This is a genomic window from Gordonia aichiensis NBRC 108223, assembly GCF_000332975.1.
Lineage (GTDB): Bacteria > Actinomycetota > Actinomycetes > Mycobacteriales > Mycobacteriaceae > Gordonia > Gordonia aichiensis.
Genome location: NZ_BANR01000003.1, coordinates 586,903 through 610,302 on the forward strand (window position 1 = coordinate 586,903; position 23,400 = coordinate 610,302).

The window sequence follows — 23,400 nt, forward strand, 5'->3', positions numbered from 1 at the left end:
TGATGGGGTCCCCTCGTCTCGCCGTTCGAAAGCTCCATGGAACAGTTCGTCGCCGTCGCCCTCGCCCACTTTCTCGCCCTCCTGATCCCGGGCGTCGACTTCTTCCTCGTCGTGCGCACCGCCGCGGCCCACGGGTGGCGGGTCGCCAGCGGCACGTGCGTCGGGATCGCCACCGCGAACGCGATCTTCATCGCCGCAGCCTTCGGCGGCTTGTCCCTGATCGGCGACGACGTCGTGCTCGCCATGGTCGAACTCGCCGGCGGTGTCTTCCTCGTGTGGATGGGAGTTGCGTTCTGGCGGGCGCGGAACGCGATCAGGACCGCCGGAGGCGGGGCTGCAGGGCGTGCGGCATGGGGGAAGAACTTCGGGCTGGGACTGACCTCGGGCCTGCTTAACCCGAAGAACCTGCTGTTCTACGTCAGCCTCGCGGCAGCGACGACGAGCGTGTCCCCCGGTCTGAAGGTTGTGTACGGGGTCTGGATGTTCGCGGTCGTGCTGGGCTGGGACCTGTTCGTCGCCGGGCTGATGGGAGCTCCCCGCAACCGCGCGGTCCTCGACCGTGCGCTCCCTTGGGTCACGCGGTTCGCCGCGATCGTCGTCGCCCTGTTCGGCGCGGGTGCCGTGGTCACGGCCTTCCGCACGCTGCTCGGGTGAGCACCGGTCTCGGCCCGGCCCAGAGGTTTCTCCGTGCCGGAACTCAATGGAGTTCAGATTTAACGCCTAGCGTTATTGACGGATTCCGTTATATGATGTCTGGGTGATCAGATCGTTCGGTAGCAAGGAAACCGAACGGCTGTGGCGCCGTGAGCGTGTGCGGTCGATGGATCCGAGGATCCATCGCGTCGCACTGCGCAAGCTTCGTCAGGTGGGATCGGCGGAGTCACTCGAGGACCTCCGCGTCCCGCCCGGCAACCGGCTCGAGGCTCTCAAGGGTGATCGGGCCGGCCAGCACAGCATCAGGATCAACGACCAGTGGCGGGTCTGCTTCGTGTGGACCGACGCCGGACCGGAGGAGGTGCAGATCGTTGACTACCACTGACAGGATCGAGCCGATTCACCCGGGTGAGGTTCTCATGGAGGACTTCATCGAGGGCTTCGGCATCACGCAGAACAAGCTCGCCGTATCGATCGGTGTGCCGCCTCGGCGGATTAACGAGATCGTGCACGGCAAGCGTGGCATCACGGCGGACACCGCTCTGCGCCTTGCGAAGTACTTCGGTACGTCGGCGGAGTTCTGGATCAACCTGCAGAGCCACTACGAGCTCGACCGCGCAGAGGACGCCGCAGGGGAGCAGATCGCATCGATCACCCCGCTGGCGCTCGCGTGAACATGACGCATGTGATCGGATGCTGCGTCAGCCATATCCGGTTTCCTGGGAATTGGACACCGCATGGCGCTGCCTGATGCGGTGACTCGTGTGTGCCAAGCACTGATTCCCTCGATCATCACGGTGCCTACGTGCGGGTTTCGACGGGGCGCGTTTGCCGGATCTCGGTGGAGTTCCGTTCCAACGTGTAGGGGCCCGAGGAAGTGATCGCTTCGAGGGGCGGAGCCCAGCCGGTGATCCGTCGGGCGGCCGGCCCGGGGGAGTACCCGCGCCTGGTGGCAATCTGGCGCAGTGCGGTCGACGCCACCCACGACTTCCTCGCCGAGGTCGATCGTGACGAGATCGAATCGCACCTGGCTTCCGACTACCTGCCGCACGTCGACCTCCACGTTGCCGATCAGGATGGGCTCCCAGTCGGGTTCGCCGGAGTCTCAGGGGAGAGCCTCGAGATGCTGTTCGTCGACGCGCTGCACCGCGGCCAGGGGATCGGTACCCGCCTGCTCTCGTTCGCCCTCGCGGAGTGCGGCGTGCGAACCGTCGATGTCAACGAGCAGAATGCGTCGGCGGTCGACTTCTACCGCCGACGTGGTTTCATCGTTGTCGGTCGGAGCGAGCTGGACGATCAGGGTCGCCCCTACCCGATCCTCCACATGGCGTTCCGCGGCGCGGGTGCAGAGCCCGAATCAGTCGAGCTCCGGTTCACCGTGTAGCCGCCCGGCTACGTGTTGGAAGCGTGCGGGGCCGGTCGACGCCCACACCTCCGTGACACTTATGCATGCCGCGGCGGCGAGCGCTGCAGCGTCGACGTCCACAACGCGTCGTAGCATCGGCACGTGGGCGAGACCGAAGAAATCTATCTGGCGGGCGGCTGTCTGTGGGGCGTTCAGGCCTTCGTCTCGACCCTGCCGGGGGTGCTCTTCACCGAGGCTGGACGAGCGAACGGCGCCGGGCAGTCGCTCGACGGTGAGTACGACGGCTATGCCGAATGTGTGCGGACCCGCTTCGACCCGACGGTCGTGGGCGTCGCGCAACTGATGGCGTATCTCTTCGAGATCATCGACCCGTACAGCGTGAACCGACAGGGTCCGGACGTCGGCGAGAAGTACCGCACCGGCGTGTACTCCGACAACCCGACGCATCTGGAGCAGGCGCGAGAGTTCATCGCCGCGAGGGACGACGCCGAACTCGTCGTCGTCGAAACGTTGCCTCTCGCCAACTACGTGCGCAGCGCGGACGAACATCAGCACCGACTCGCCCGTTGTCCCGAGGACTCCTGCCACATTCCTGCGGAAGTGCTGACCAGGTACCGCAGCACGTCCGTCGACGAATGTGCTCTGTGAACTCGGTGCAGACACTCGACGACGCCGACCGTCGCGTGCTCGCACGGTGGGCGGTCGCGTGTGCGGAGCGTGTCGTCTCGCTGTTCGATGCCGACGCGAACGCGCAGAATGCGATTCACGACGCCGTCGCCCGAACCCGTGCGTATGCCGACGGCGACAGTACAGCCGCCGAGGAGATCGCCAAGCGGATGCAGGCGGTGAAGGCCGCGAAGCAGGCGACCACACCCGCGGGTGCGGCTGCCGCCCGGTCGGTCGCGCAGGCATCTGCGGTCGCCCACATGGGCGCGCACGCACTGGGTGCTGCAGCGTATGCGGTGAAGGCGGTTGGACTTGCGAAACCCGGCGATCCGCACGCAGTGGATGCCGAGATCCGTTGGCAGATAGAGGAGTTGACGGAGAAGGAGCGGTCGGCGTTACGTCGACTTCCGTCGCTCGGCTCCGATTCGTCAGGTCCTCTCGGGCCCGGGCTGCTGTGCCGCGGCGTCCTCGGTACGACGATCCGCGCCATCCAGGCGCAGACGGGATGCGCAGATCCTCCGGTCAGTCCTCCATGAGTGAGCGGTCGGTGGACAGTTCCACCGTCGCCCACACCTGATGTTCGGTGGAGGCGAGTCTGTCGACGATGAAACGGCGCACCTGATCTTCCTCTTCGACTCTCCAGACGCCGGGCGACACAAGGTAATCGATCTCCACGTAGAGCCTTCGCCCGAGTCGTGTGGCGCGAATGACCGGGTCAGCGAGGTCGAAGTGCTCTGTGGCCTCGGCGGCGGTCTGCTCGATGATCGCGCTCAGTTCGTCGGGCGGAGCGGCCTCCATCAGCTCGCGAATGGCTTGTCGTGCGAGCTTGACCGCCATCGGCGCGATGGCTGCCGAAGCGATCAAGACCAGCGTCGGATCGACGTAGGCGGCAGCCGATGCGGCACCGTGATGCCGGAGCGCGAGTGCGATACCACCGCCGATCGCGACCATCACGCTCATCAGGGTCCCGGCGCGCCAGCCGACGAGCTCAGCCCTGACCAACTGCGACGTCCGTGCCGGGTGAGTCAACAGCACGACGACGAGCAGCGACAGCGCAGCCGAGACGACACCGTAGAGGGCCACCGATCCGGGATCGGCGTCGGAGCCACCCGCGATGATCACCGACACGGCGTCGGCGACGCCGTAGGTGAGAGTCGCTATGAGCGCCGTGCCCTGCAGCGCGACCGCGAGCGCCGTCGCGCCGTGTCTGCCGAACGGGAACTCCACGCTCGGCGGCGAAGCCGCGGCGCGTGCGGCCACCATCGACGTCCCGACGAGCGCGATTCCCGCGAGCATGTAGATGCCGTCGAACAACACCACACTCGAGCCGCTGATCACGCCCCAGATCACCGCTCCACCGCCGAGCACTGCGGTGGCGACGAGGCTCGTTTTCAGCGCTCTGCTCTCGCCTGCTACTCCGTCAGACACCTTCGCAGTGTCGCATGACTCGACCGGCTACCGTGACCGACATGGCAGGCGATTGGCGTGAATCCAGAGTCGACGAGATGCGGTCACTGATCATGCGGGCCGACCCCGACATCGTCGAAGAGATCAAGTGGCGCAAGCCGTCGAATCCTGATGGTGTGCCCACGTTTTCGGCAGACGGACTGATCTGCACACTCGAGACCTACAAGGACAAGATCAAGCTCACCTTCGCCAAGGGGGCGTCGCTGCCCGATCCCGCGCACGTGTTCAACGCGAGCCTCACCGCCGGAACCAGACGCGCGATCGACATCAAAGAGAACGACGAGCTCGACGCCGACTCCTTCGTCGCGCTTGTGCAGGCGGCGATAGCACTCAATCGGGCGTGAGCCCCACGATTTCCCGATCAGCCGCGGTGCACGGGTTGGGCGCAGTGATGGCGTCGGTACTCATCGGGAGTGAGGCCGTACTTCGCTCGGAACCGGTTTCGGAAAGTGGCTGTTGAGGAGAACCCCGCGGCGTGGGCGATGTCGCCGAGCCGAGCCTGTCCCGGTTGTTCGAGTTGGCCACGGGCCCAGTCGAGTCGCCGAGCGGCGATTCGGTCCGCCAGTGACGGTTGATCCGGGTCAGCGAGTTGTCGGTAGAGGTGACGTTTGCTGATGTGCAGGTGCGTGGCGATGGTGTCGGCAGTGAACGTGGGGTTCCGAAAGTTTCGGTCGATCATGCCGTCGATCGCTTCTCGCAGGACAATCGGTTGCTCGCGCAAGGTCTGATATCGGCTGGTGTGCTGGTTGAGCAGCATCCGCACGACGTCGATGATGTTCTGCTCGGCAGCGGCGTCGACGTCGATCCCGCCGATGACGGCATCGAGGGCGAAACGTGTCACGAGTCCGGTGCATGCTCGCGTCAGCACCGTGTCGGCGGGATTGGGGGCGACGGTCGCTCCTGCGGCGATGTCGTCACCGAGCATGTCGGTCGGTATCCAGATCCCGGTCACCTCGGAGGTGCTGTGAGTGATGAGATCGTAGGGCAGGCGGCTGTCGGTGATCGACAACTCTCCGGCTCGCGCCAAGAACTCGTGCCCGTTGGCGGTGCCGGTGGTGAGTCCTGTCGAAATGCTGGCCAGCACCAGAAAGTTCGACGGGCACTCACGTATATGCGCCGCGGTTCTCATTGTCCGGACCGGCGTCTGCAGATAGCAGAATGTGAAGATCGAGCCGAGGGGCCGCCAGTAGGCGATCTGCTCGAAGTCCTCCGGAACCTCCGCATCGAACTCGACGATAGGCAGGTAGAGGTCGATCCCCTGCCGACCTCGCGAACGCACCTGGATCGACCGGTGAGGCCCGAGCGCGCCCACAGGTCCGATTCGTCTGCGCCATTGGTTGACGAGTTCAGGATCGAGTCCGGACCGGAGCATGGGCGAGCCCCTTTCGTCGACTTTCCCGTCCGTGTCCAGAATGGCAGAGCGCAGGGTGGTGTGTTCAGCAAAGGGGAGCATCACATCGGTACCGAGGAACGCGTCGGGTCAGGACGCGGAAACAGATGAATAGTCGACGTGCTCGGTCAGTGTGTACTCGCGAGTGATGCCGAGTTCGTTGAGCACGGTGTCGAAGACGGGCCGGGTGCCGCTGGTGTTGATCTCGAGAGAGCCGACGGTGTCGTGGGATCCGTGCAGGAGGAGCCCGCTCTTGACGAGCTGCAACCGAACATCACGCGCTTGGTCCTTGGCTGGGTTGATGAACGCGACGTGGGGTGCTTTGGCCTCGAACAACGGCTGCAGGATGGGATAGTGCGTGCAGCCGAGCACGATGTCGCGGACCGCGTGGGCGTTGAGCAGATCGTCGAGGTGGCTGGTGACCTCGGCATCGATGGCGGGACTGGTGAGATCCCCTTGCTCGATCAGCGCGGCCAGGTTGACGCTCGGCTCGCCGAACACAGTGATATCGGGGTCGAGTTCGTCGATGAGTGTGGGATAGCAGCGGGAGGCGATCGTGAACGCTGTCGCGATGACGCCCACCGACTGATAGCGCAGATGCACGACGTCCTCGGCTGCCGCTCGCACGATGGACAGGACGGGAATGCCGAACTGATCCTGATATCCACCGAACTCCGGCAGATCGAACGTCGTGGAGATGGTGTTGCATGCAACAGCCACCATCTTCACGCCTCGATTGGCGAGGTAACGCAGCATGTGGGAGGTGAGTTCGACGATCTCGGCGCCGGTGCGGTTTCCATACGGAGCGTTTCCATTGTCGCCGCAATAGATCACATTCTCGCCTGGTAACAGCTTGGACAGCGCGGCCACAGTGGTCAGGCCTCCGACGCCCGAATCGATGACGCCGAGAGGGGAGTGCTTGGTGATCACGTTGTGCTCCTGCATTGGGCGACGCGTGCGCTTGGCGAGAGGAAGTCCTGAAGTTCCAACAGCCAAGACAGAGAGCGTCTTTGGGGCCTATGGGTCGCTGCAACAGATAGCAGGAATCCGTCGTATCCCGGTGTGTCGCGTGCGATTCTGGCGCACTTTTGCAGCCCCATGTCGCAGTTCCGTGGTGTCCTTCCGGGAGCTGATGGCAGAGCCAACCGCACTCTGGCCGCGTCGAGTCCGCGCCGCCGGATCCGCGTCTCTCCGCGCGGGACACAGAATTACTGTCGATAACGATTTGCCCCGGTGGGTACACATCGCGGTCCGAGTCGCCGATACTGCAGCGGTGACCCAAGCCAGACGACGCTCCTTCTCCTCGGTGGCGGTGGCGATTCTTGCTGTCGTCGGCCTGATGTTCTCGGATCAGGGGAGTAGCGCCGCCGCAGGATGGCGCTACACGATGGTGGCCTTCAGCAACACCAGCGACATGTACATGGATGTGTACCAATCCGCCGACGGCAGCGCCTTCGAGCCCGTGGCCAAGCCCGCGTACCGGCCGCCGAGCGGCCGCGTGCGCGATCCCAGCATCTTCCGCCACGCCGACGGCTTCTACTACGTCACCTACACAACGGTCGACGGCGCGAACATCGGTTTCGCGCGCAGCCGCGACAGGGTGCACTGGAGTTTCGTGCGCAACGTACCGGTGCCGCTCTGCTGCGCGTTTCTGCCCGGCACCGGTGACGGCAAGGGGCTCGGTTCGTCGAGCGGGCCGGGCTCGTCCGGTTCTGCCGGATCGTCCGACGGTCCGTCGCTCTCCCCGTTCACCACCAAGGCATGGGCGCCCGACTGGTTTGTCGAGGGCGGGCGTGTCCACGTCATCTTCTCGATGTCGACGGGCGGAGGTTTCGTGCCGTACATCATGACAGCGCTCGACTCATCCCTGCGTGCGTGGGGTCCGCCCATTCCGCTTTCCGGACTCGGCGCAGACCACATCGATACGACGATCGTGAAGGTCGGCCAGACCTACCACGCCTTCACCAAAAACGAGACGAAGAAGGTTGTGCAACACGCAGTGTCGTCGTCGCTGTACGGTCCGTATCGGTTCATCGCGCCAGGCAACTGGGGTGCGTTCGTCGAGGGCCCCGCTGTGATCCAACTGCCCAGCGGTGCGTGGCGGATCTATCTCGATGCCTACAAGGCGGGCAAGTACCTCTACTCCGACAGCACCGACGGCCTCAACACCTGGACTCCGGTGAAAGAGCTTCCGGGACTGTCGGGTTCGGTTCGGCATCTGGGTATCATGCGTGAACCCTCGTGACGGAGAGAGTGACGACGGCGCGATGTCGATGAATGATGCCGACATCGTCGAGTTGACGACCGGCGACGCAGGTGAACTCCTGACATTGCAGCGAGCGGCGTACGTGACCGAGGCGCAACTACACGACGACGTCTCGCTGCCCGCACTGACGCAGACGCTACTCGACCTACTCACCGAACTGTCGGGTTCCGCGGTGCGTGCATGGGGGATTCGAGTCGGGGGCAGGCTGGTCGCGGCGATGCGAATCCGCGTCGACCGTGATGTGGCCGAGGTGATGCGCCTCGTCGTCGCTCCTGACATGCAGGGACGCGGGATGGGGACGCGTCTGCTCACCGCTGTCGACTCGGTACTGCCCGAGAATGTCACGCGCGTCGAACTGTTCACCGGGGAGCGGAGCGTCGCCAACTTACGGCTGTATCAGCGCATGGGCTATCGGGAGATCCGCAGACGCGACACCGGTCCGTATGACCTGGTGTATCTTGCCCGATACCGCGACTGATTCATGTCGCGCCATGGGCGATCACCGGGCGGCGCGGGTATCAAGGAGTCATGCCCTCCTCAACATTCACCAAACACACCTCCGGACGCCCGGCCCGCTGGGAGGTGGCAGGGTTGCGGTGGCTCGCAGGAGCTATGGACTCCGGCGGCGCATTGATTGTCGGCGTCGTGTCCACCGACGACTCCACGCTGACAGAGACCCGCGTAGATTCGACGTCACCGAGTGCCGATGCCGCAACGGATTTCGGCCGACGACTCGCCGTCACGCACACGCTCGACGAGTCTGCGCGCTGGGGTGAGGGGCCACCGGACTGGGAGGGTGCGGGATATCAGGGCCCCAACGACCACCTCCTCGATCTTCCGCTCACCGGGCACGACTCCTGGGGTGCGATGTATGCAGACGAGAGACTCATGCCACTGCTACCCGAGAGCGGCCTGCGCGGCAACGACGCACGCATCGTCGAACAGCTCTGTGAGCGGCTGCGCGAGGGGAACTTTGACACCGACGACGCTCCGTCGCGACTGCACGGCGATCTGTGGTCGGGAAATGTGATGTGGTCACCGGAGGGGTGTGTGCTCATCGATCCGTCGGCGCACGTGGGTCATCGGGAGACCGACCTCGCGGCCCTCGCGCTGTTTGGCACCCCGCATCTCGACGACATCCTCGACGGCTACCAACACCAGTACCCCCTGGCCGACGGCTGGCGTGAACGCGTGCCGCTCCATTACCTGTCAATGGTGCTCATGCATGCCGTCGTGTTCGGCGGGGGATACCGGGGCCAGGTGGTCGACATCGCACGCCGCTACGTCTGACAGGGTGACCCGCGGTGAACTTTCACATCGGTACCTCCGGTTGGCAGTACAAGGACTGGCGCGGCCACTTCTATCCGACCGGACTGCCGCAACGCCGCTGGCTGGAGTACTACGCGCAGAAGTTCTCGACAGTAGAGGTCAACAACACCTTCTACCGGCTCCCCGAACGGTCCACGTTTGAGGGGTGGAATGAGGTTCTGCCGCAAGGGTTTCTGGTATCGGTGAAGATGAGTCGGTATCTGACCCACGTGCGACGACTGAGGGAGCCTGCAGAACCGGTGGCGCGCTTCCTGGGTCGCGCGGACGCGCTCGGTGCGCATCTCGGGCCCGTTCTGTTGCAACTTCCCCCGAACCTGACGGTCGATCCGGAGGCGCTCGACGCCGTTCTTTCGGAGTTCGGGAAGACGGTGCGGGTCGTGGTCGAGCCGCGCAACGACTCGTGGTGGGTCGACGATGTCCGTGCGGCACTGGAAAAACACAATGCCGCACTGTGCTGGGCCGACCGCGGCAGCAGGTCGCTCACTCCGTTGTGGCGGACGGCAGACTTCGGTTACCTCCGAATGCATTCCGGTCTCGCTTCGCCTCCGCCGTCGTACGGCACCCGCGCCATCGACGGGTGGCTCGAGCGGCTGCACGCGGCGTTCACGTCGTCAGACGACGTCTTCGTCTACTTCAACAACGACACCGGCGGTGCCGCCGTCGACAACGCGATGACGATGGCGCGGCGGGCCGGGGCCGTGGCGTGATGTCTGCCTCTGCTGCCATGAGTGTCAGGGCAGTCCGAAACCGAAGGGGAGCCGCTGGCCAGAGCGCCCGCCGGATCCGTCGTCGGAACCGCCACCCGACCCGCTGCCGTCAGAACCACTGCCCTGCTCGGAAATCGTGGTCTGCTCCTTGTCGACGGTACTGCCGAGCGTGACCTGAACGGTCTTGGTCTGGCCGCCGGAGCTCACGGTGACGGGGATGGTCTCGCCCGGCGCATGTGTGAGGATCTGTGCCATGAGATCGGCATAGTTGCTGATGCTGGCATTGCCGATCTTGGTGATCGTGTCGCCATTCGCGATCCCGGCGTCAGCTGCCGGACCACCTGCCTGCACCGACCGAACCGTGGCACCGTTGACCGATTCATCGCTCGACGCGAGTGAACCCGACACTCCGAGAATGGGTTTGGTTGCCTGACCGTCCTGCATCAACTCGTTGGCAATCCGTTTGGCGGTATTGATCGGGATCGCGAAGCCGAGGCCGAACGCCTGCGGGCCCCTGCTCTGACCGGTGTCGACCGCCGAGTTCACAGCGATGACCTGGCCCTGCAGATTGACCAACGGCCCTCCTGAATTGCCAGGATTGATCGGGGTGTCGGTCTGGAGCCCGTTGTAGACGGTGACGGAGCCGCCCTGTTGGTCGCCTGCGGTGACGGTCCGCGACAGTGCGCTCACGATTCCGGATGTCACCGTGTTGGAGAGGTTTTCGGGGCTGCCGACGGCGACGACCTGTTGACCGACTTGAAGTGACCCCGAGTCGCCGATTGTCGCCGGTGTCAGTCCCGACGCGCCGTCGAGCTTGATCACCGCGATGTCGTACGACGGCGAGCTTCCCTTGACCGTCGCGGGATAGGTCTTTCCGTCCGGCGTGGTGACCTGGATCTTGGCACCGTTGCCGACGCCGTTGACGACGTGATTGTTGGTCAGTACGTAGCCGTCGGGGGAGAGGATGATGCCGCTGCCGACCGCTGAGCCCTGAGCCGTCGACACCTTGATGTCGGCCGTTGACTTCGATGCGACCTGCGCAGCGTAGGTAACCGAACCGGGTTGCGCGTCAGCGGCATTGGTCGCCGACGCAGGCGCAGAAGCGATGACCGGCGCACTCGACGACGACCCATGGTCGACAAGAGCGTACCCGCCCACGCCGACGAGTCCACCGACCAACCCGGCCAGTAACGCCGTTGCGACAACGGGTTTGGCGATTCCTCTGCCGCGGGGCGCAGGCATCGGTTGTGCCGACGGATACACTCCGCTGGGATAGGAACCGATCGGAGGAGGGCCGCTGTGATGACCAGCGGCATAGGGGCCGGCAGCGCTGTGGTCTGCAGTGTCGTACGGGTGCTGGTACGGCGTGCTCTGCCGCGACGGCTCGGGGAATGTGTCGGCGCTGTGCCGGTCGGGAGGCGTTGAATCGATCGGTGCTGTGCTGTACTGCTCGGGGAGCGGACCCTCGATCCGCGAGGTGTGGTGCTCGTCGGGCCTGTTGCTGTTCACGAGACCACACTGCCGTTCGTGACTGAGAGAGTGGTCAGAGCGTAAATCTGAATTTGCTGACAAAACATCGGTGTTCTCCTCAGCTCCGTGCCAGGTGATGGTTACCACGATGGGCGCCTGTGTGTTCTTCCGACTGTGCGGAGCCGGAACTCTGCTGTGCCGCAGTCGTTGTCGACGACGGTTCCGTCTTTGCCGCTGCGGTCGGTACGTTCAGGTCGTAGACCGTGTAGCCGCCGACGGTGCGGGCGGCGTAGTGGTTCGCGATCCATGCCGCGATAGTCGCGGCCACTGATCCGGTACTCCTACCCGTGTGCTGTTCACTGGCGAACTCTCCCATGGCCTTCGACGACTCGTCTCGTGCGGCAGGTGCCGTTTCGCGCTGACCGGTCACGACGTAGTAGCCGATCTGCTTGTCGGCCACGTACTTCTGGAACTGTGCGAGTGTCGGCGTCGGATCGTTGGAGAATCCACCGATGCCCATCACGGGAACGTGGGCGTCGAGTTCAAGCGATGCAGCGCTTGACGTTCTGGTGGTCGCCGCCGCCCAGCGGTCGGTACTCGACCGCAGCAAACGATCGAGTTGTGGCGAGTCCGCGGGGGAGCCGAAGCCATCGGAACCGCTGTGTTCGGCGACACCCGACGCCGAACCCTCGCGGCCGGAACCGGCGTGGCCAGAACTGTTGTGGCCGGGCAACACAGAGGGCCCGCCGCCGGTGTGCGCCACGGTGTCGCCATTGATGGCGAATGCCGCAGGAGCCGAGAGGACGGCCAGGACGCCGCACCCGGCGGCGACGAGTGCAACGGAGCGTCGTGCGCGTGGTGGCGCCGCGGCAAGTATCGCGGTTGCGATGGCAACGACAAGTACCGCCCAGCGCAGCCATGGGAACCATGACGACTCGCGGTCGAGCAGGATGAACGCCCAGACGCCCCCGACGACGATCATCGTCGCCAACCCCATGCGCGCGGTGACGGCGCGCCATGAGGTGCTCGATTGGCGCGCCCGCCACGCCTCGACGACCCCGATTCCCACCAACCCCGCAATCGGAGGGGCGATCGCGAGTGAATAGTAGGGATGAACCGTTCCGCTCATGAAGGACAACACGATTCCATCGAGCAGCAACCAGAGACCGAAGAGCAGCGCACCCGCACGCACGAGATCGGTACGCGGTGCGCGGCCACGCAGAGCCAGCACGATCACCACGCCGATGAGCGCCGAGGGCAGCAGGAACGAGATCTCCGCCCCGAACTCGCCGCCGAAGAGTCGGCCGATACCCGGCGTGCTGCCGAACCCGCCGCCACCGAAACCGGCTGCAGGGGAGTGCATGTAGTGATCCGCGGTCTCAGCCGAGCCGGCAGGAAAGTCACCACCGGTGTGGCCGTGCCCTGCTATGCGGTCGAGTCCGTTGTAGCCGAGGACCAGATTCATGAAATTGTTGTCCGTCGAACCCGCGAGGTACGGGCGCGACGATGCAGGCCACAGTAGCGTCAGTACGACGAACCATCCCGCTGACACCACCAGCGCGAGTGCAGCGGCCACCAGGTGCCACATGCGGCGCCTGAGCGTTGTCGGAGCTGCGAGTAGATAGACCGCGCCGAGCGCGGGCACGACCATGAGACCCTCGAGCATCTTCGCGAGAAACGCGAAACCCAGGGCGGCACCTGCCAACACGAGCCAGCGCACCGAGGCGCGTGACGTGGCCCGCACCGTGCAGTATGCCGCCGCCGTCATGAGCAGAACCATTGCAGCGTCGGGATTGTTGAACCGGAACATCAGGGCCGCAACCGGTGTCAGCGCGAGCGCAGCTCCCGAGACGAGTCCTGCCGTCCTGCCGGAGATGCGCGCGACCGTGGCATACAGCAGGGCGACCGACGCGACTCCCATGACGGCCTCGGGAATCAGCATGCTCGCAGACGAGTATCCGAAGACCTGGCCGGAAACCCCCATGACCCACTGGGAGAGCGGGGGCTTGTCAACGGTGATGAAGTTCGACGGGTCGACCGAGCCGAACAGTACCGCCTCCCAGTTGCGTGATCCCGCCCACGCTGCACCCGCATAGAACGTGTTGGCGTTTCCGTTGATCGTGATGTTCCACAGATAGAGCACCGCAGTCCCGGCGAGGAGTGCTGTGAGAGCCGCTCGATCGCGGTTCGTCGCAGGGCCCGGGCCGGCGTCGTGGTCGTCAGTTCTCCCGAGTACCCGCGGGGCGCCGAAGTCGGCGGCTGAGAAGGCAGTGGTCACGGACTCGATGGTGCGACCGCGGTGCTGAGGTTCGGCTGAGGCGGTGCTGCCAGGTCGCTGTGAGCATGTGGCCGCGCGCCCCTCCTCGGTTCGTGGTGTCCGTTCCGTCGGGATCGTCGACCACTCAGGGCTCTCACAGGCGCTGTCACTACCGTTGCCGGGTCGGGTCGGGGGAGAGTCCGCCCGCCGTCTGTGACGCCATGCACAGTCGGATCGGTCAGAAGACGAGGAAGGGCGACGAGCAGTGGAGCAGGAGGGAACATCGCGCGACCGAGCGCGTCGGACACCCTCCGGGCACGGTTTTCGTCGTCCAGATGGCAGACGGATGACCGCAGGTGAGGTTGCCGCGGGGTCATCGCGAGCCCGCTGGGGTTCCGCGGATGACCTGACCCAGCCCATTCCCACTGTTGCGAGCACCCCCGCGCCCGAACCCCGTCGACAAGGAACGACGCGACACGCACAGTCCCGTCCACCAACACGTTCGCGGCGTCCCTCTCTCGTCCATGTGGGGCGCCTGGCGGTCGCGCTGTGTTCAGCGGTGATCCTATGTGCTGTCGGGCTCGCCTGGGGCACTGCGACGCACGTTGCAGGAGGTTTCGGTCGGTCCGGTGCACTGGCAGGCGGGCCCGCCTCGACCGGTGGTGCCGAGAACATCCTGTTGATGGGCCTCGACACGCGCAAAGACCGCGACGGCAACAACCTGTCGCCGGACATCCTCAAGCAACTGCATGCCGGAGACGGCGACGAGGGCGGCTACAACACCAACACCCTGATTCTGGTGCACATCCCCGCGGACAGGAAGAACATCGTCGCGTTCTCCATTCCTCGCGACGACCTCGTCGATGTCGACGGTCTCGACGTGAGTCAGGCGAAGATCAAAGAGGCATATGGCCGCAAGAAGGCGATTCTCGAGGATCAGCTGACCGCTCAGGGTGTCACCGATCAGGCCACGCTCGAATCACGTGGACGTGAGGCAGGCCGAGTCGAGACCATTCAGACGGTCCGCCAGCTCACCGGGGTGCCGATCGACCGGTTCGCCGAGGTCAGTCTCGTCGGCTTCTATGACATCGCCAAGGCGCTCGGCGGGATCGATGTCTGCCTGAATCACTCTGTCCGCGACTCGTACTCGGGCGCACGCTTTCCTGCTGGACACCAGCACCTGAACGCGTCCCAGTCATTGGCGTTCGTTCGCCAGCGCCACGGGCTCGACAACGGTGACCTCGATCGCACCCACCGGCAGCAGGCCTTCCTCCTCTCGGTTCTTCACCAGGTGCAGAGCACGGGAATGCTGACCGATCCCGGGAAACTGAACAGACTCAGCACCGCACTCAACAACGACGTCGTCCTGTCCGACGGGTGGGACCTCATGTCCTGGGGCCAGCAGATGCTCGGCCCGAGCGACCAGCGGGTGAGTTTCCGCACCCTTCCTGTCGAGCGCTACGACACCGTCGACGGTCAGGACGTGAACATCATCGACGTCGCGACGGTGCGTGAACAGATCCAGACCGCGTTTGGCATGAAGGCCCCGTCGAGTACGGCTCCGCGGTCGGGCGACGGTTCCTCGTCGAGCGCGAGTGCGACGTCGACGACCGGCTCGGCCGGCGGTGAGGCAGGGGCCGATGAGAGCAACGGAGACGCCACGACGGCTTCGCTGGAAGGCCCCGCTCCCGATTCGGGTGGCACGGTGAGCAGCGGCGCGGCCATTCCCTGCGTCGACTGAGTGCGCGACTGGGTGAGCGGCTGAGTGAACGGCTGAGTGAACGGCAGGGACCGCAGCGCGCACCACGGGTCACCGCACGCGCCCGACCGTCGAACTGTCGCGCGCCGACCCGATCGCAACGGACAATCCGTCGGTTGCCGCAGCTCATCGGACGCAGCACAGTATCGGCCATGAGTACAGAAGCACCCACCGACGACGATGCCGCCGTCTCGCAGTTGAATTACGGCAGCAAGGTCCTCGCCGTCGAACCCGGCGGAAACGAGCCGATTCCGGCCGAGGCACGGCACGGTACGCCCCGCGGGTTGTTCTGGACGTGGACGGCCCCCAACCTCGAGTTCGCGACGATCTTCGTCGGTGTGCTCTCCGTCGGTGTCTTCGGACTGTCCTTCTGGCAGGCCGTCGTCGCGATCGTCGTGGGCAACGGCCTCGCGGCGGCCGCTCACTATCTCTTGTCAGCAGACGGGCCGCTGCACGGCGTACCGCAGATGGTGCTCGGCAGGCTCGCCTTCGGCTACCGCGGCAACATTCTGCCCGCGACCTTCATGGCGGTCATGTGTGGTGTCGGTTGGTTCGCGACCAACAGTGCCAGTGGAGCTTTCGCGTTGTCGACGCTGTTCGGCTTCACCCCGCTCGTCGGGTTGATCATCATCGTCATCGTGCAGACGGCGTTCGCGTTCTTCGGACACAACCTCGTCCAGCGTTTCGAGCGGATCGCCGCACCCATTCTTGCTGTGATCTTCTTGATCGCCGCCGTGATCATCTTCAGCAAGTCGCATCTCGGTGCGCCGCCGTCGTCCGGTGGCGGCTTCTCGATGTCCGGGTTCTGGCTGACCGTCGGCGCGGCATTCGGATACACCGCGGGCTGGACGCCGTACGCCGCCGACTACACCCGGTACCTGCCGACGACGGTGTCGCGGGTGCAGACCGGCGTGTACGCATCACTCGGGTTGTTCGTCTCCTGCACCGTACTGATGTTCGTGGGCGCGGCGTCGGTGACGATCGGAGCGGCGTCGTCGGACAATCCGACCGCAGCGTTCACGGCGAACCTGCCGACGCTGGTCGCCGACCTCACCTTGCTCGCCATCGCTGTCGGCGCCGTCGCGGCGAACGCGATCAACGTCTACTCCGGCGCAATGGCCTTCGTGACCATGGGATTCAAGTTGCCGATGAACACTCAGCGCGCGCTGGTCACGGTGCTGTTCGGTGTTGTCGGATTCCTAGTCGCTTGGTGGGCGCTTGCCGACGCCGCGGCGTCGTACGAGGCATTCCTGCTGCTGGTCGCCTACTGGATCGGTCCGTGGCTCGGGGTGGTGTTCGCCGACCGTCTGCTACGGAAGGAGAAGCCGTCGTTGAATCTTCTCTACGACACCAGATACGTGAACTGGGGTGGATTCGCGGCGTTCGTGATCGCGCTGGTCGGCTCGGTCCTGCTCTTCTGCAATCAAGAGAAATTCGTCGGGTACGTGGTTCGCCTCGTCCCCGAGTTGGGCGACATCGGCGCCTTTGTCGGGTTCGCAATCGCATTCGTGGGGTATGTGATTTTGGCTCGCACGAGCGTCGAGGCGTCGCAGCGAAGCCACCGCTGACGCCGTCGCCAGGGCCGTCAACGACGGTCACGCCGACGCGAGTCCTTCTCCGACGCTGCCGGAGCAGGGCTCGCGTCGTGTCGTCGGGTTCAGGAGCGTCGGGTTCGGGAGCGTCGGGTTCGGGAGCGTCGGGTTCGGGAGCGGCGGGTGATCGGGAGTTCGACGACTGGGCTTCTGCGGTCACCTCTGCGATGCGGTCCCGGTGGCCTCGGCGCGTAATGCGCTGAAGGCCAGCAGGATCGACGCGTACATATCGGGATCGGTGGGGTCGAAGCCGAGAACCTCGCGCACGCGGTCGAGTCGTTGATAGAGACTCTGGCGCCCGATGTGCAACGCCTGCGCAGAACGAGTGGCGCTGCAGCCGTTGCGCAGATGCACCTCGAGGGTACGTGCGAGTTGTGTCGACGACGCCGTGTCGTGGCGGAGAAGTGGATCGATGAGACCGATGAGTTCGTCGCGTGCCTCCGCGGACATCGAGCCCGCCGCGGCGTCGACTGCCAGCGACCTAGCGGTGAACACCCGACCGGAGAGGTTTGTGGAATGCGCGGATTCGACTGCGCTGCCCAATCTTTCGGCACAGGTCCGCAGTGAGTCGCCGAGTGTCATCGACAGCCCTGGCCCGGGTCCGGCATCTGCTGTCGCGCACGGTTGCCCCACGACGACGGTCACGCGACTGCCGTGGGGGCCGAGTTCGGTGAAGGCCTTGTGGACGCAGTCGACGGCGTCGTGCTCCCCGGCAGGGGTCGCCATCACGACAAGGCCGTACACGGTGGCGTCGACGGTCTCGAATACAACGCCGCCAAGGGGCGACGCCGCACGGCCCAGTGCACTCTCGGCCATCCGGGAATCGGGGGATTCGACTACTACCGGAACGATCTGCGACGACTGCGTCGCCGGAGCCCCCGATCCCGACAGTCGCGCGAACAGATCGGCGCGCCTGATGGGGCGCGAGGCGAGCAACTCCTCGATGAGTCGGGACGCCACCGCAGAACGGCTGATGCCTGCGCGCACCAGGGCCGAGGTCAGTGGGCCTGCCGCGCAATCGAGAAGCATCGCCGCGCGTTCTGCTGCGCCTGTGGTGGCACTCGGTCCGGCGATCAATCGCGCGATCTCACGTCCGCGAACGACAATCGCCGTCGATGCGAGTTGGTCATCGACGGCCCGCCACGCCGAACGGTCATCGTCGACGCCGTGCGCGGCGATCAGTGCGCCGCCCGCGCCGACCAGCACGATCGGGCAGCGCGCTGCGTCGGAGACGTGCTCGAGCATCTTGGCGACACCACCGCCGGAGGCCATGTCGTCGTGCAGCCTGGCGTCGAGTTGACCCCGCACCCGTAGATCGGACAGTTCTGCTGACACGATGGCGGTGTTGGCGGCGCGGCACATCTTGATGAACGGCACCACCCGACGCAGTTCGATGATCGGCAGGCGCCGTAGTGAGCCCTCGCGGATCACCTCCTCGGGAACGCTGTCAAAGCTGCGCCCGATCTCGAAGGCAAGCGCTGCGACACCGCGTTCGGCCAGCTCACGGATGTAGTGCCGACGGGTCCCCGCGTCCAGACCCGCCAAGCCGAGTCCGGTGGTCAAGAGCAGTTCACCACCGGCGAGGAGCGGACCAATCTCGTAGATCTCGCTGGAGTGCACCCATATCACCGGGCGTTCGAGGCAATCGTGCGCGGTGAGCACATGCGGATCGGCCTCGGTGAGGAAATCGTCGACGATCCGACGCAGGGAGAGCGTCGACGCCTGTCGTTCGGGCATGCACAGACGATATGCACGTCGCGGTCGGCGCGCGACATGACGGACTGTCGGTTGAAGACCACTGCGTCACCGCGCACAGTCGAGTCATGCTCCCGCGACATCAGACCACCTCCCCGGTAGACGCCGTGGCACTACTCGACACCGCCTATCAGCAGGCCCAACTGGGTGTCGCCGAGGGCGGCATCCCGATCGGTGCAGCACTGTTCAGCGCCGACGGCACGTTGCTCGGTGAGGGGCGTAATCGGCGCGTACAGCACGACGATCCGTCCGTGCATGGTGAGACCGACGCGTTCCGTGCGGCCGGCCGTCAGCGCGACTACTCGTCGACCATCATGGTCACCACCCTGGCGCCGTGCTGGTACTGCAGTGGGTTGATCCGGCAGTTCGGTATCGGCACCGTCCTGATCGGGGAGAACCGGACGTTCGCCGGCGGCGAGGAATGGTTGCGCGACCTCGGCGTCGACGTCATTGTTCTCGACGACGAGCGTTGCGTTGCGATGATGACGGACTTCATCGCAGATCATCCGGCACTGTGGAACGAGGACATCGGCGTCGTCGACGGAGGGGTGCACGAAGCGCGTTCGGAGAAGCGGGAGACGGTCCTGTGACCACCGAGAGCCCCATCCTGACGGTCGACCTGTCGCGGTGGCGCGAAGGCGGAGCCGGCGCCGACGCGGTATGCGCTGCAGTCGACGAATCGCTGCAGAAGGCGGGCTTCCTCCTCGTCACCGGCCACGGCATCGAGCCCGCGTTGCCTGCAGCACTACGGGCCGCCGCCCGAGAGTTCTTCGCGATGCCACCAGAAGTCAAGCAGCAGTACGCCGTCGGGGTCGGCGGTCGCGGCTGGATCGGTCCGGGACTCGAGGCCAACGGCTACTCCGAGGGCACCGAGACACCTCCCGACCTCAAGGAAACCTACAACTCGGGTGCACAGACGCGTGTCGGCATTCCCGAGGTCGACGACTACTGGTTCGCTCCCGATGTGTGGCCTGCCGAGGCACCGCGCCTGCGCGAGTTGTTCACGGCCTGGACCGCGGCCTGCAAGAAGTTGTCCGATGACCTGCTCGCGCTGATGGCTGCATCGCTGGGACTCACGTTCGGCGACAACCCTTTTCGCGATCTCGCCGGTGCGGCGACGTGGACGTCGAACATCAATCACTATCCGCCACTGACCGACGTGGGCGAGCCTGAGCCCGGCCAGTTCCGCATCGGCCCACACACCGACTTCGGCACGGTGACCATCCTCGACCGCGAGCCCGGCGCGGGAGGCCTTCAGGTCTACAGCGACGAGGGCGGCTGGGCGGACGCGCCGTACGATCCGTCGGCGCTGACGGTCAACATCGGCGACCTCCTCGAGTACTGGTCGGGCCGACGCTGGCCCGCGGGCAGGCACCGTGTGCTGCCTCCGCAGGCCGACGCACCCGAGGAGGACCTGGTCTCCTTGATCTTCTTCTACGAGCTCAACCACGACGCCGTGGTGACGCCGCTCGAGCCGCCAATCGGCAAGGTGGCCGGACGCCCGCCCGTCATCGGCGGTGAATTCATCAGGGAGCGGCTCGACGCCATCACCGTCGGCTAGCGGTTGCGGGTCATGATGGTGGTGGCGTTACTCGGTACGCGGCAGCCGAAAGCGGTCACTACTGATGGCCTCTGCCACCCTTCGGGCACTGCGCTCTTCGGATTCCTCCGACGTGTCGAGTACATGGTTGTCGAACTCGCCGAGGTCGGAGAACTGATCCCACATGGAGAGGATCGGCGCTTCGTCGATCAAAGCGCTCGGTGCTGTTCGGGCTCGGGCTCGCTGGAGCGCGATGTCTCGGTGCGGCCGGAGCACCACGTAATGGACTGTCGGTTCGGGGGGCTGTGCTGTTGTGGTCCGGAAATGGTGGAGCATCCACGGTCCCACGATTCCGTCGATCACAGTGGTGAAGCCGCCGAACGCATAGGTAAAGGCGGCACCTGCGATCACTTCCATCACGGTGTGGTTCTGCACATCGGCGGCGGGATCGTACGGGGGAATGGCTCCCGAGACGATGTAGTGCCAGAAGTCGTCCGTATGTAGATGTACGCCCTTGCCATGGCGGCGGGCGAGATGTGCGGCGAGGGTGGACTTGCCGGCCCCGGGCGGGCCGGTGAGGATGATCACGTGTCCGGTCACGGACGACAAGCTACCCCTGTCGCCGTGGCCTGACGATCTCGATTCTGCGTCCGGTCTCACGACCTACATCGGGCTACTGTGAAGAATGCGCTCACTGATCCCGCTCACCGCGCCGGTGGCGCCCGTGGAGGCGCTCACGCGGATCGCGTGGCTCCTCGAGCGGGACAGACAGAGCACCTACCGTGTCGAGGCCTTTCGTCGGGCAGCGGCTGCGGTCGCCGAAGTCGGCGATGACGAGATCCGACGCCGCGCGCAGTCGGGGTCGCTGACCGCGCTGGCGGGCATCGGCAAGACCACAGCGGCGGTCATAGACGATGCCGCTGCCGGCAGGCTGCCGGACTATCTCGACCGTCTGCAGACGGAAGCAAAGCCCATGAACGGCTCCGACGATCCGCTCTACGCCGCGGTACGCGGCGATCTCCATGCCCACACCACGTGGAGCGACGGAGGCGCATCCATCGACGAGATGGCTTCGGCTGCACAGGCTCTCGGCCAGGACTGGCTGGCGATCACCGACCACTCGCCCCGCCTCACGGTCGCGAACGGACTTTCGGCGCAACGCCTCGATGAGCAGCTCGGTGTGATTGACGAAGTCAACGCGCGCGGCGACTCCGACATCACGCTGCTGACCGGGATCGAGGTCGACATCCTCGACGACGGTGCGCTCGACCAGTCTCCGGAGATGCTCGACCGCCTCGACGTCGTGACGGCCTCGGTGCATTCGAAGCTCAGAATGGACGCGGGCCCGATGACACGTCGGATGGTGACCGCAGTCGAGCATCCGCGGGTGCGCGTCCTCGGGCACTGCACCGGACGGCTGATCACCGGAGGACGTGGTAAGCGACCACAGTCGACATTCGATGCGCACGAGGTGTTCTCCGCCTGTCGTGACACCGGAACCGCGGTCGAGATCAATTCACGCCCCGAACGCGCCGACCCGCCTGACGATCTACTCGCGCTGGCGCGGGATCTCGGCTGCCTTTTCGCCATCGACTCCGATGCGCATGCGCCGGGGCAACTCGAGTTCAAGGCACTGGGTGCGCAGCGTGCCGAGGCGATGGGGATCGGGCAGGACAGAATCGTGACCACCTGGCCGGTGCAACGCCTGCGGGAGTGGCTCGCAGACCCTCAGACCGCCTCGTCGTGAACACCGCCACGCGCGCGCCCAGCCGCCACGAACGCGGCAACGGAGATCACTGCGCAACAAGCCATCACGATGGCGAGCGGGCCCGCGGTGTCGGAACCCCGGATGCTCACCAGAGGTGACACCAGGGCGCCGAGCCCGAATTGCAATGCGCCCAGCACCGCCGACGCCGCACCGGCAGCTGATCCCACATGGCTCATCGCCAGGCCGGTTGCGGTGCCGAACACCAGTCCGAGGCTGCTCACGCACACGAACAGGGGCACCGCGAGCCAACCCGTTGGCGCGCCGGTGGCGACCAGGACGCCGAAAGTGGCTGTCGCCGCACACATCACAGTCAGCCCTGCGGCCACGATCCCGCGCAGCGAGCGTGTCGACGACAGCCTTGCGGCGAGTCCACTGACCGCCATCAGCCCAAGTGCGTTGATTCCGAACATCAGCCCGTATACGCCGGAACTGAGCCCCATCATGTCCTGGTAGACGAACGGCGACGCCGAGATGTAGGACATCATGACCGCGAAGGCGAACGCGAATGCGGCGCTGTAACCGAGGAATCCGACGTCGAGCAACTCCGAGAAGCCGTTGCGAGGAGTGGAGTTTCGCGCGCTGTGTCGTCTCGAGCGCGGAAGGGTCTCGCGGATCACCGTCAGCGCCGACACCAGCATCAGCACCGAGATCGCGAGCACCACACCGAGGACGCCTCGCCAGCCCAGCGGGGACACCAGGACACCGCCGAGAAGAGGGGCCACCACCGGCGCGACGCCGCCGACGATCATCATCAGGCTGAAGGCGCGCGCGGCCTGACGGCCCTCCGAGAGGTCGGAGATGATCGCCCGGCCGATCACCATGCCCGCCGCGCCGCCGAGTCCCTGAGCGAACCGCGCGGCGACGAGCACACCGATCGACGGTGCGAGGACGGCGACGATGCCTGCGACCACGCACAGCGTGGCGCCTGCGATCAGCGGACCGCGTCGCCCGAATCGATCCGACATCGGCCCGAAGACGAGCTGCCCGAGCGTGATGCCGATCAGGAACGCTGTCAGCGAGAGCTGAACGGCCGTCGCCGACGTCTGCAACTCCTCGGTCATCTGCGGGAAAGCAGGCAGGTAGAGGTCAGTGGCGAAAGGCGCCACCGCCGACAGCAACGCGAGCACCACGAGCAGCAGTCCGCCGACGCCGGGCTTGCCGGTCGATGGTGCAGACGCGGATTGGTCTTCGCTCTCCGGCTGCGAAACAGAGGGGGATGGGGTGCGACCGTGTGCTTCGGTCGGCTGCGTGCCACCGTCGGCGCGAGGGGAGGACGACATACTGGTCATCGAATCACGCCCCGCGCCGACCGGGGATTGCGCCCTCTACAGCGGGTTGCGCTCTCGACTGGCGCGAGTGCTCTGACCGCGTAAGGGTGGACCCTGAGAACAGAGCAACCGGGCGACGTAGGTCG

The 23,400-nt window shown here is 65.5% G+C and carries 24 protein-coding genes; 16 read left to right on the forward strand and 8 right to left on the reverse strand.

The features are described 5' to 3' along the window. Positions 1-36: 36 nt before the first annotated feature. The 6 genes from GOACH_RS04130 to GOACH_RS04155 all read left to right on the forward strand — a co-directional run bounded on the left by GOACH_RS04130 (position 37) and on the right by GOACH_RS04155 (position 3,222). Positions 37-654 (forward strand): LysE family translocator, encoded by a 618-nt coding sequence (locus GOACH_RS04130; RefSeq protein WP_005170966.1) that lies wholly within the window; start codon positions 37-39, stop codon positions 652-654. Positions 655-757: 103 nt separating this feature from the next. After that, a complete protein-coding gene (locus GOACH_RS04135) occupies positions 758-1,039 on the forward strand; it encodes a type II toxin-antitoxin system RelE/ParE family toxin (RefSeq protein WP_005170972.1) in 282 nt (93 codons plus the stop codon). Then, positions 1,026-1,328 (forward strand): HigA family addiction module antitoxin, encoded by a 303-nt coding sequence (locus tag GOACH_RS04140; RefSeq protein ID WP_005170974.1) that lies wholly within the window; start codon positions 1,026-1,028, stop codon positions 1,326-1,328. Before GOACH_RS04135 ends, GOACH_RS04140 begins: the two co-directional genes overlap by 14 nt. 203 nt (positions 1,329-1,531) lie before the next feature. After that, positions 1,532-2,038 carry an acetyltransferase gene (locus tag GOACH_RS04145; RefSeq protein WP_040517592.1) on the forward strand — a complete coding sequence of 169 codons (507 nt, stop codon included), beginning with the start codon at positions 1,532-1,534 and terminating at the stop codon, positions 2,036-2,038. A gap of 123 nt (positions 2,039-2,161) precedes the next feature. Continuing rightward, positions 2,162-2,668: a peptide-methionine (S)-S-oxide reductase gene (locus tag GOACH_RS04150; RefSeq protein WP_005170981.1), complete on the forward strand. Its 507-nt coding sequence runs from the start codon at positions 2,162-2,164 to the stop codon at positions 2,666-2,668. Continuing rightward, entirely contained in the window at positions 2,656-3,222 is a 567-nt protein-coding gene (locus GOACH_RS04155; protein ID WP_245551801.1) for a putative immunity protein, read from the forward strand. Before GOACH_RS04150 ends, GOACH_RS04155 begins: the two co-directional genes overlap by 13 nt. Here GOACH_RS04155 and GOACH_RS04160 read toward each other — a convergent pair. After that, entirely contained in the window at positions 3,209-4,114 is a 906-nt protein-coding gene (locus GOACH_RS04160; protein ID WP_245551802.1) for a cation diffusion facilitator family transporter, read from the reverse strand. The genes GOACH_RS04155 and GOACH_RS04160 overlap by 14 nt on opposite strands. Before the next feature lie 41 nt (positions 4,115-4,155). Here GOACH_RS04160 and GOACH_RS04165 point away from each other — a divergent pair, with 41 nt between their 5' ends. Further along, a complete protein-coding gene (locus GOACH_RS04165) occupies positions 4,156-4,497 on the forward strand; it encodes a DUF1801 domain-containing protein (protein ID WP_040517719.1) in 342 nt (113 codons plus the stop codon). A 17-nt stretch (positions 4,498-4,514) separates the two neighbouring features. Here the strand turns inward: GOACH_RS04165 and GOACH_RS04170 are convergent, their stop codons facing one another. Both GOACH_RS04170 and murI read right to left on the reverse strand, forming a co-directional pair. Continuing rightward, a complete protein-coding gene (locus GOACH_RS04170) occupies positions 4,515-5,525 on the reverse strand; it encodes an AraC family transcriptional regulator (protein WP_005170992.1) in 1,011 nt (336 codons plus the stop codon). Positions 5,526-5,633: 108 nt separating this feature from the next. Continuing rightward, positions 5,634-6,473 carry a glutamate racemase gene (gene murI, locus GOACH_RS04175; protein WP_005170995.1) on the reverse strand — a complete coding sequence of 280 codons (840 nt, stop codon included), beginning with the start codon at positions 6,471-6,473 and terminating at the stop codon, positions 5,634-5,636. A 295-nt stretch (positions 6,474-6,768) separates the two neighbouring features. Between murI and GOACH_RS04180 the strand changes: the two genes are divergently transcribed. Genes GOACH_RS04180 through GOACH_RS04195 form a run of 4 tightly spaced genes read left to right on the forward strand, consistent with a single transcriptional unit; the run spans position 6,769 to position 9,845 of the window. Further along, positions 6,769-7,788, forward strand: coding sequence for a glycoside hydrolase family 43 protein (locus GOACH_RS04180; RefSeq protein WP_005170999.1), 1,020 nt, complete (start codon positions 6,769-6,771; stop codon positions 7,786-7,788). Beyond that, positions 7,775-8,287 (forward strand): GNAT family N-acetyltransferase, encoded by a 513-nt coding sequence (locus tag GOACH_RS04185; protein ID WP_157227483.1) that lies wholly within the window; start codon positions 7,775-7,777, stop codon positions 8,285-8,287. The genes GOACH_RS04180 and GOACH_RS04185 overlap by 14 nt, the downstream gene beginning before the upstream one ends. A 50-nt stretch (positions 8,288-8,337) precedes the next feature. Then, positions 8,338-9,099 carry a fructosamine kinase family protein gene (locus GOACH_RS04190; protein ID WP_005171004.1) on the forward strand — a complete coding sequence of 254 codons (762 nt, stop codon included), beginning with the start codon at positions 8,338-8,340 and terminating at the stop codon, positions 9,097-9,099. A gap of 14 nt (positions 9,100-9,113) precedes the next feature. After that, a complete protein-coding gene (locus GOACH_RS04195; RefSeq protein ID WP_005171007.1) occupies positions 9,114-9,845 on the forward strand; it encodes a DUF72 domain-containing protein in 732 nt (243 codons plus the stop codon). 24 nt (positions 9,846-9,869) lie between these two features. Here the strand turns inward: GOACH_RS04195 and GOACH_RS04200 are convergent, their stop codons facing one another. Continuing rightward, a complete protein-coding gene (locus GOACH_RS04200) occupies positions 9,870-11,354 on the reverse strand; it encodes a S1C family serine protease (protein ID WP_005171009.1) in 1,485 nt (494 codons plus the stop codon). A gap of 79 nt (positions 11,355-11,433) precedes the next feature. Beyond that, positions 11,434-13,593, reverse strand: a complete 2,160-nt coding sequence (locus GOACH_RS04205; RefSeq protein WP_005171011.1) for an ArnT family glycosyltransferase — start codon at positions 13,591-13,593, stop codon at positions 11,434-11,436. 244 nt (positions 13,594-13,837) lie between these two features. Between GOACH_RS04205 and GOACH_RS04210 the strand changes: the two genes are divergently transcribed. Further along, the gene (locus GOACH_RS04210; protein ID WP_083859014.1) at positions 13,838-15,313 is read left to right on the forward strand and encodes an LCP family protein; all 1,476 of its coding nucleotides are present in this window, start codon (positions 13,838-13,840) and stop codon (positions 15,311-15,313) included. Between the two features lie 170 nt (positions 15,314-15,483). Continuing rightward, positions 15,484-16,899, forward strand: coding sequence for a purine-cytosine permease family protein (locus tag GOACH_RS04215; RefSeq protein ID WP_005171015.1), 1,416 nt, complete (start codon positions 15,484-15,486; stop codon positions 16,897-16,899). A gap of 180 nt (positions 16,900-17,079) precedes the next feature. Here the strand turns inward: GOACH_RS04215 and GOACH_RS04220 are convergent, their stop codons facing one another. After that, positions 17,080-18,660, reverse strand: a complete 1,581-nt coding sequence (locus GOACH_RS04220) for a helix-turn-helix domain-containing protein (RefSeq protein ID WP_005171017.1) — start codon at positions 18,658-18,660, stop codon at positions 17,080-17,082. A gap of 86 nt (positions 18,661-18,746) precedes the next feature. Between GOACH_RS04220 and GOACH_RS04225 the strand changes: the two genes are divergently transcribed. Both GOACH_RS04225 and GOACH_RS04230 read left to right on the forward strand, forming a co-directional pair. Beyond that, positions 18,747-19,268 (forward strand): nucleoside deaminase, encoded by a 522-nt coding sequence (locus GOACH_RS04225; RefSeq protein ID WP_052003903.1) that lies wholly within the window; start codon positions 18,747-18,749, stop codon positions 19,266-19,268. Continuing rightward, a complete protein-coding gene (locus GOACH_RS04230) occupies positions 19,265-20,239 on the forward strand; it encodes an isopenicillin N synthase family dioxygenase (RefSeq protein ID WP_005171019.1) in 975 nt (324 codons plus the stop codon). The genes GOACH_RS04225 and GOACH_RS04230 overlap by 4 nt, the downstream gene beginning before the upstream one ends. Before the next feature lie 27 nt (positions 20,240-20,266). Here the strand turns inward: GOACH_RS04230 and GOACH_RS04235 are convergent, their stop codons facing one another. Continuing rightward, positions 20,267-20,818: an AAA family ATPase gene (locus tag GOACH_RS04235; RefSeq protein WP_005171021.1), complete on the reverse strand. Its 552-nt coding sequence runs from the start codon at positions 20,816-20,818 to the stop codon at positions 20,267-20,269. An 85-nt stretch (positions 20,819-20,903) separates the two neighbouring features. Here GOACH_RS04235 and GOACH_RS04240 point away from each other — a divergent pair, with 85 nt between their 5' ends. Further along, positions 20,904-21,965, forward strand: a complete 1,062-nt coding sequence (locus tag GOACH_RS04240; protein ID WP_005171025.1) for a PHP domain-containing protein — start codon at positions 20,904-20,906, stop codon at positions 21,963-21,965. Here GOACH_RS04240 and GOACH_RS04245 read toward each other — a convergent pair. Then, complete coding sequence (locus tag GOACH_RS04245) at positions 21,947-23,275, reverse strand: multidrug effflux MFS transporter (RefSeq protein WP_005171028.1); 1,329 nt, start codon at positions 23,273-23,275, stop codon at positions 21,947-21,949. The two genes, GOACH_RS04240 and GOACH_RS04245, sit on opposite strands and share 19 nt — an antisense overlap. Positions 23,276-23,400: the final 125 nt, after the last annotated feature.

What these genes read in the sequence shown, in the direction of transcription:
- GOACH_RS04130 (WP_005170966.1), top strand. Translation starts at nt 37, where the DNA reads ATGGAACAGTTCGTCGCCGTCGCCCTCGCCCACTTTCTCGCCCTCCTG.
- GOACH_RS04170 (WP_005170992.1), bottom strand. Translation starts at nt 5,525, where the DNA reads ATGCTCCGGTCCGGACTCGATCCTGAACTCGTCAACCAATGGCGCAGA.
- GOACH_RS04245 (WP_005171028.1), bottom strand. Translation starts at nt 23,275, where the DNA reads ATGACCAGTATGTCGTCCTCCCCTCGCGCCGACGGTGGCACGCAGCCG.
- GOACH_RS04155 (WP_245551801.1), top strand. Translation starts at nt 2,656, where the DNA reads ATGTGCTCTGTGAACTCGGTGCAGACACTCGACGACGCCGACCGTCGC.
- GOACH_RS04220 (WP_005171017.1), bottom strand. Translation starts at nt 18,660, where the DNA reads ATGCCCGAACGACAGGCGTCGACGCTCTCCCTGCGTCGGATCGTCGAC.
- GOACH_RS04215 (WP_005171015.1), top strand. Translation starts at nt 15,484, where the DNA reads ATGAGTACAGAAGCACCCACCGACGACGATGCCGCCGTCTCGCAGTTG.
- GOACH_RS04165 (WP_040517719.1), top strand. Translation starts at nt 4,156, where the DNA reads ATGGCAGGCGATTGGCGTGAATCCAGAGTCGACGAGATGCGGTCACTG.
- GOACH_RS04240 (WP_005171025.1), top strand. Translation starts at nt 20,904, where the DNA reads ATGCGCTCACTGATCCCGCTCACCGCGCCGGTGGCGCCCGTGGAGGCG.
- GOACH_RS04190 (WP_005171004.1), top strand. Translation starts at nt 8,338, where the DNA reads ATGCCCTCCTCAACATTCACCAAACACACCTCCGGACGCCCGGCCCGC.
- GOACH_RS04225 (WP_052003903.1), top strand. Translation starts at nt 18,747, where the DNA reads ATGCTCCCGCGACATCAGACCACCTCCCCGGTAGACGCCGTGGCACTA.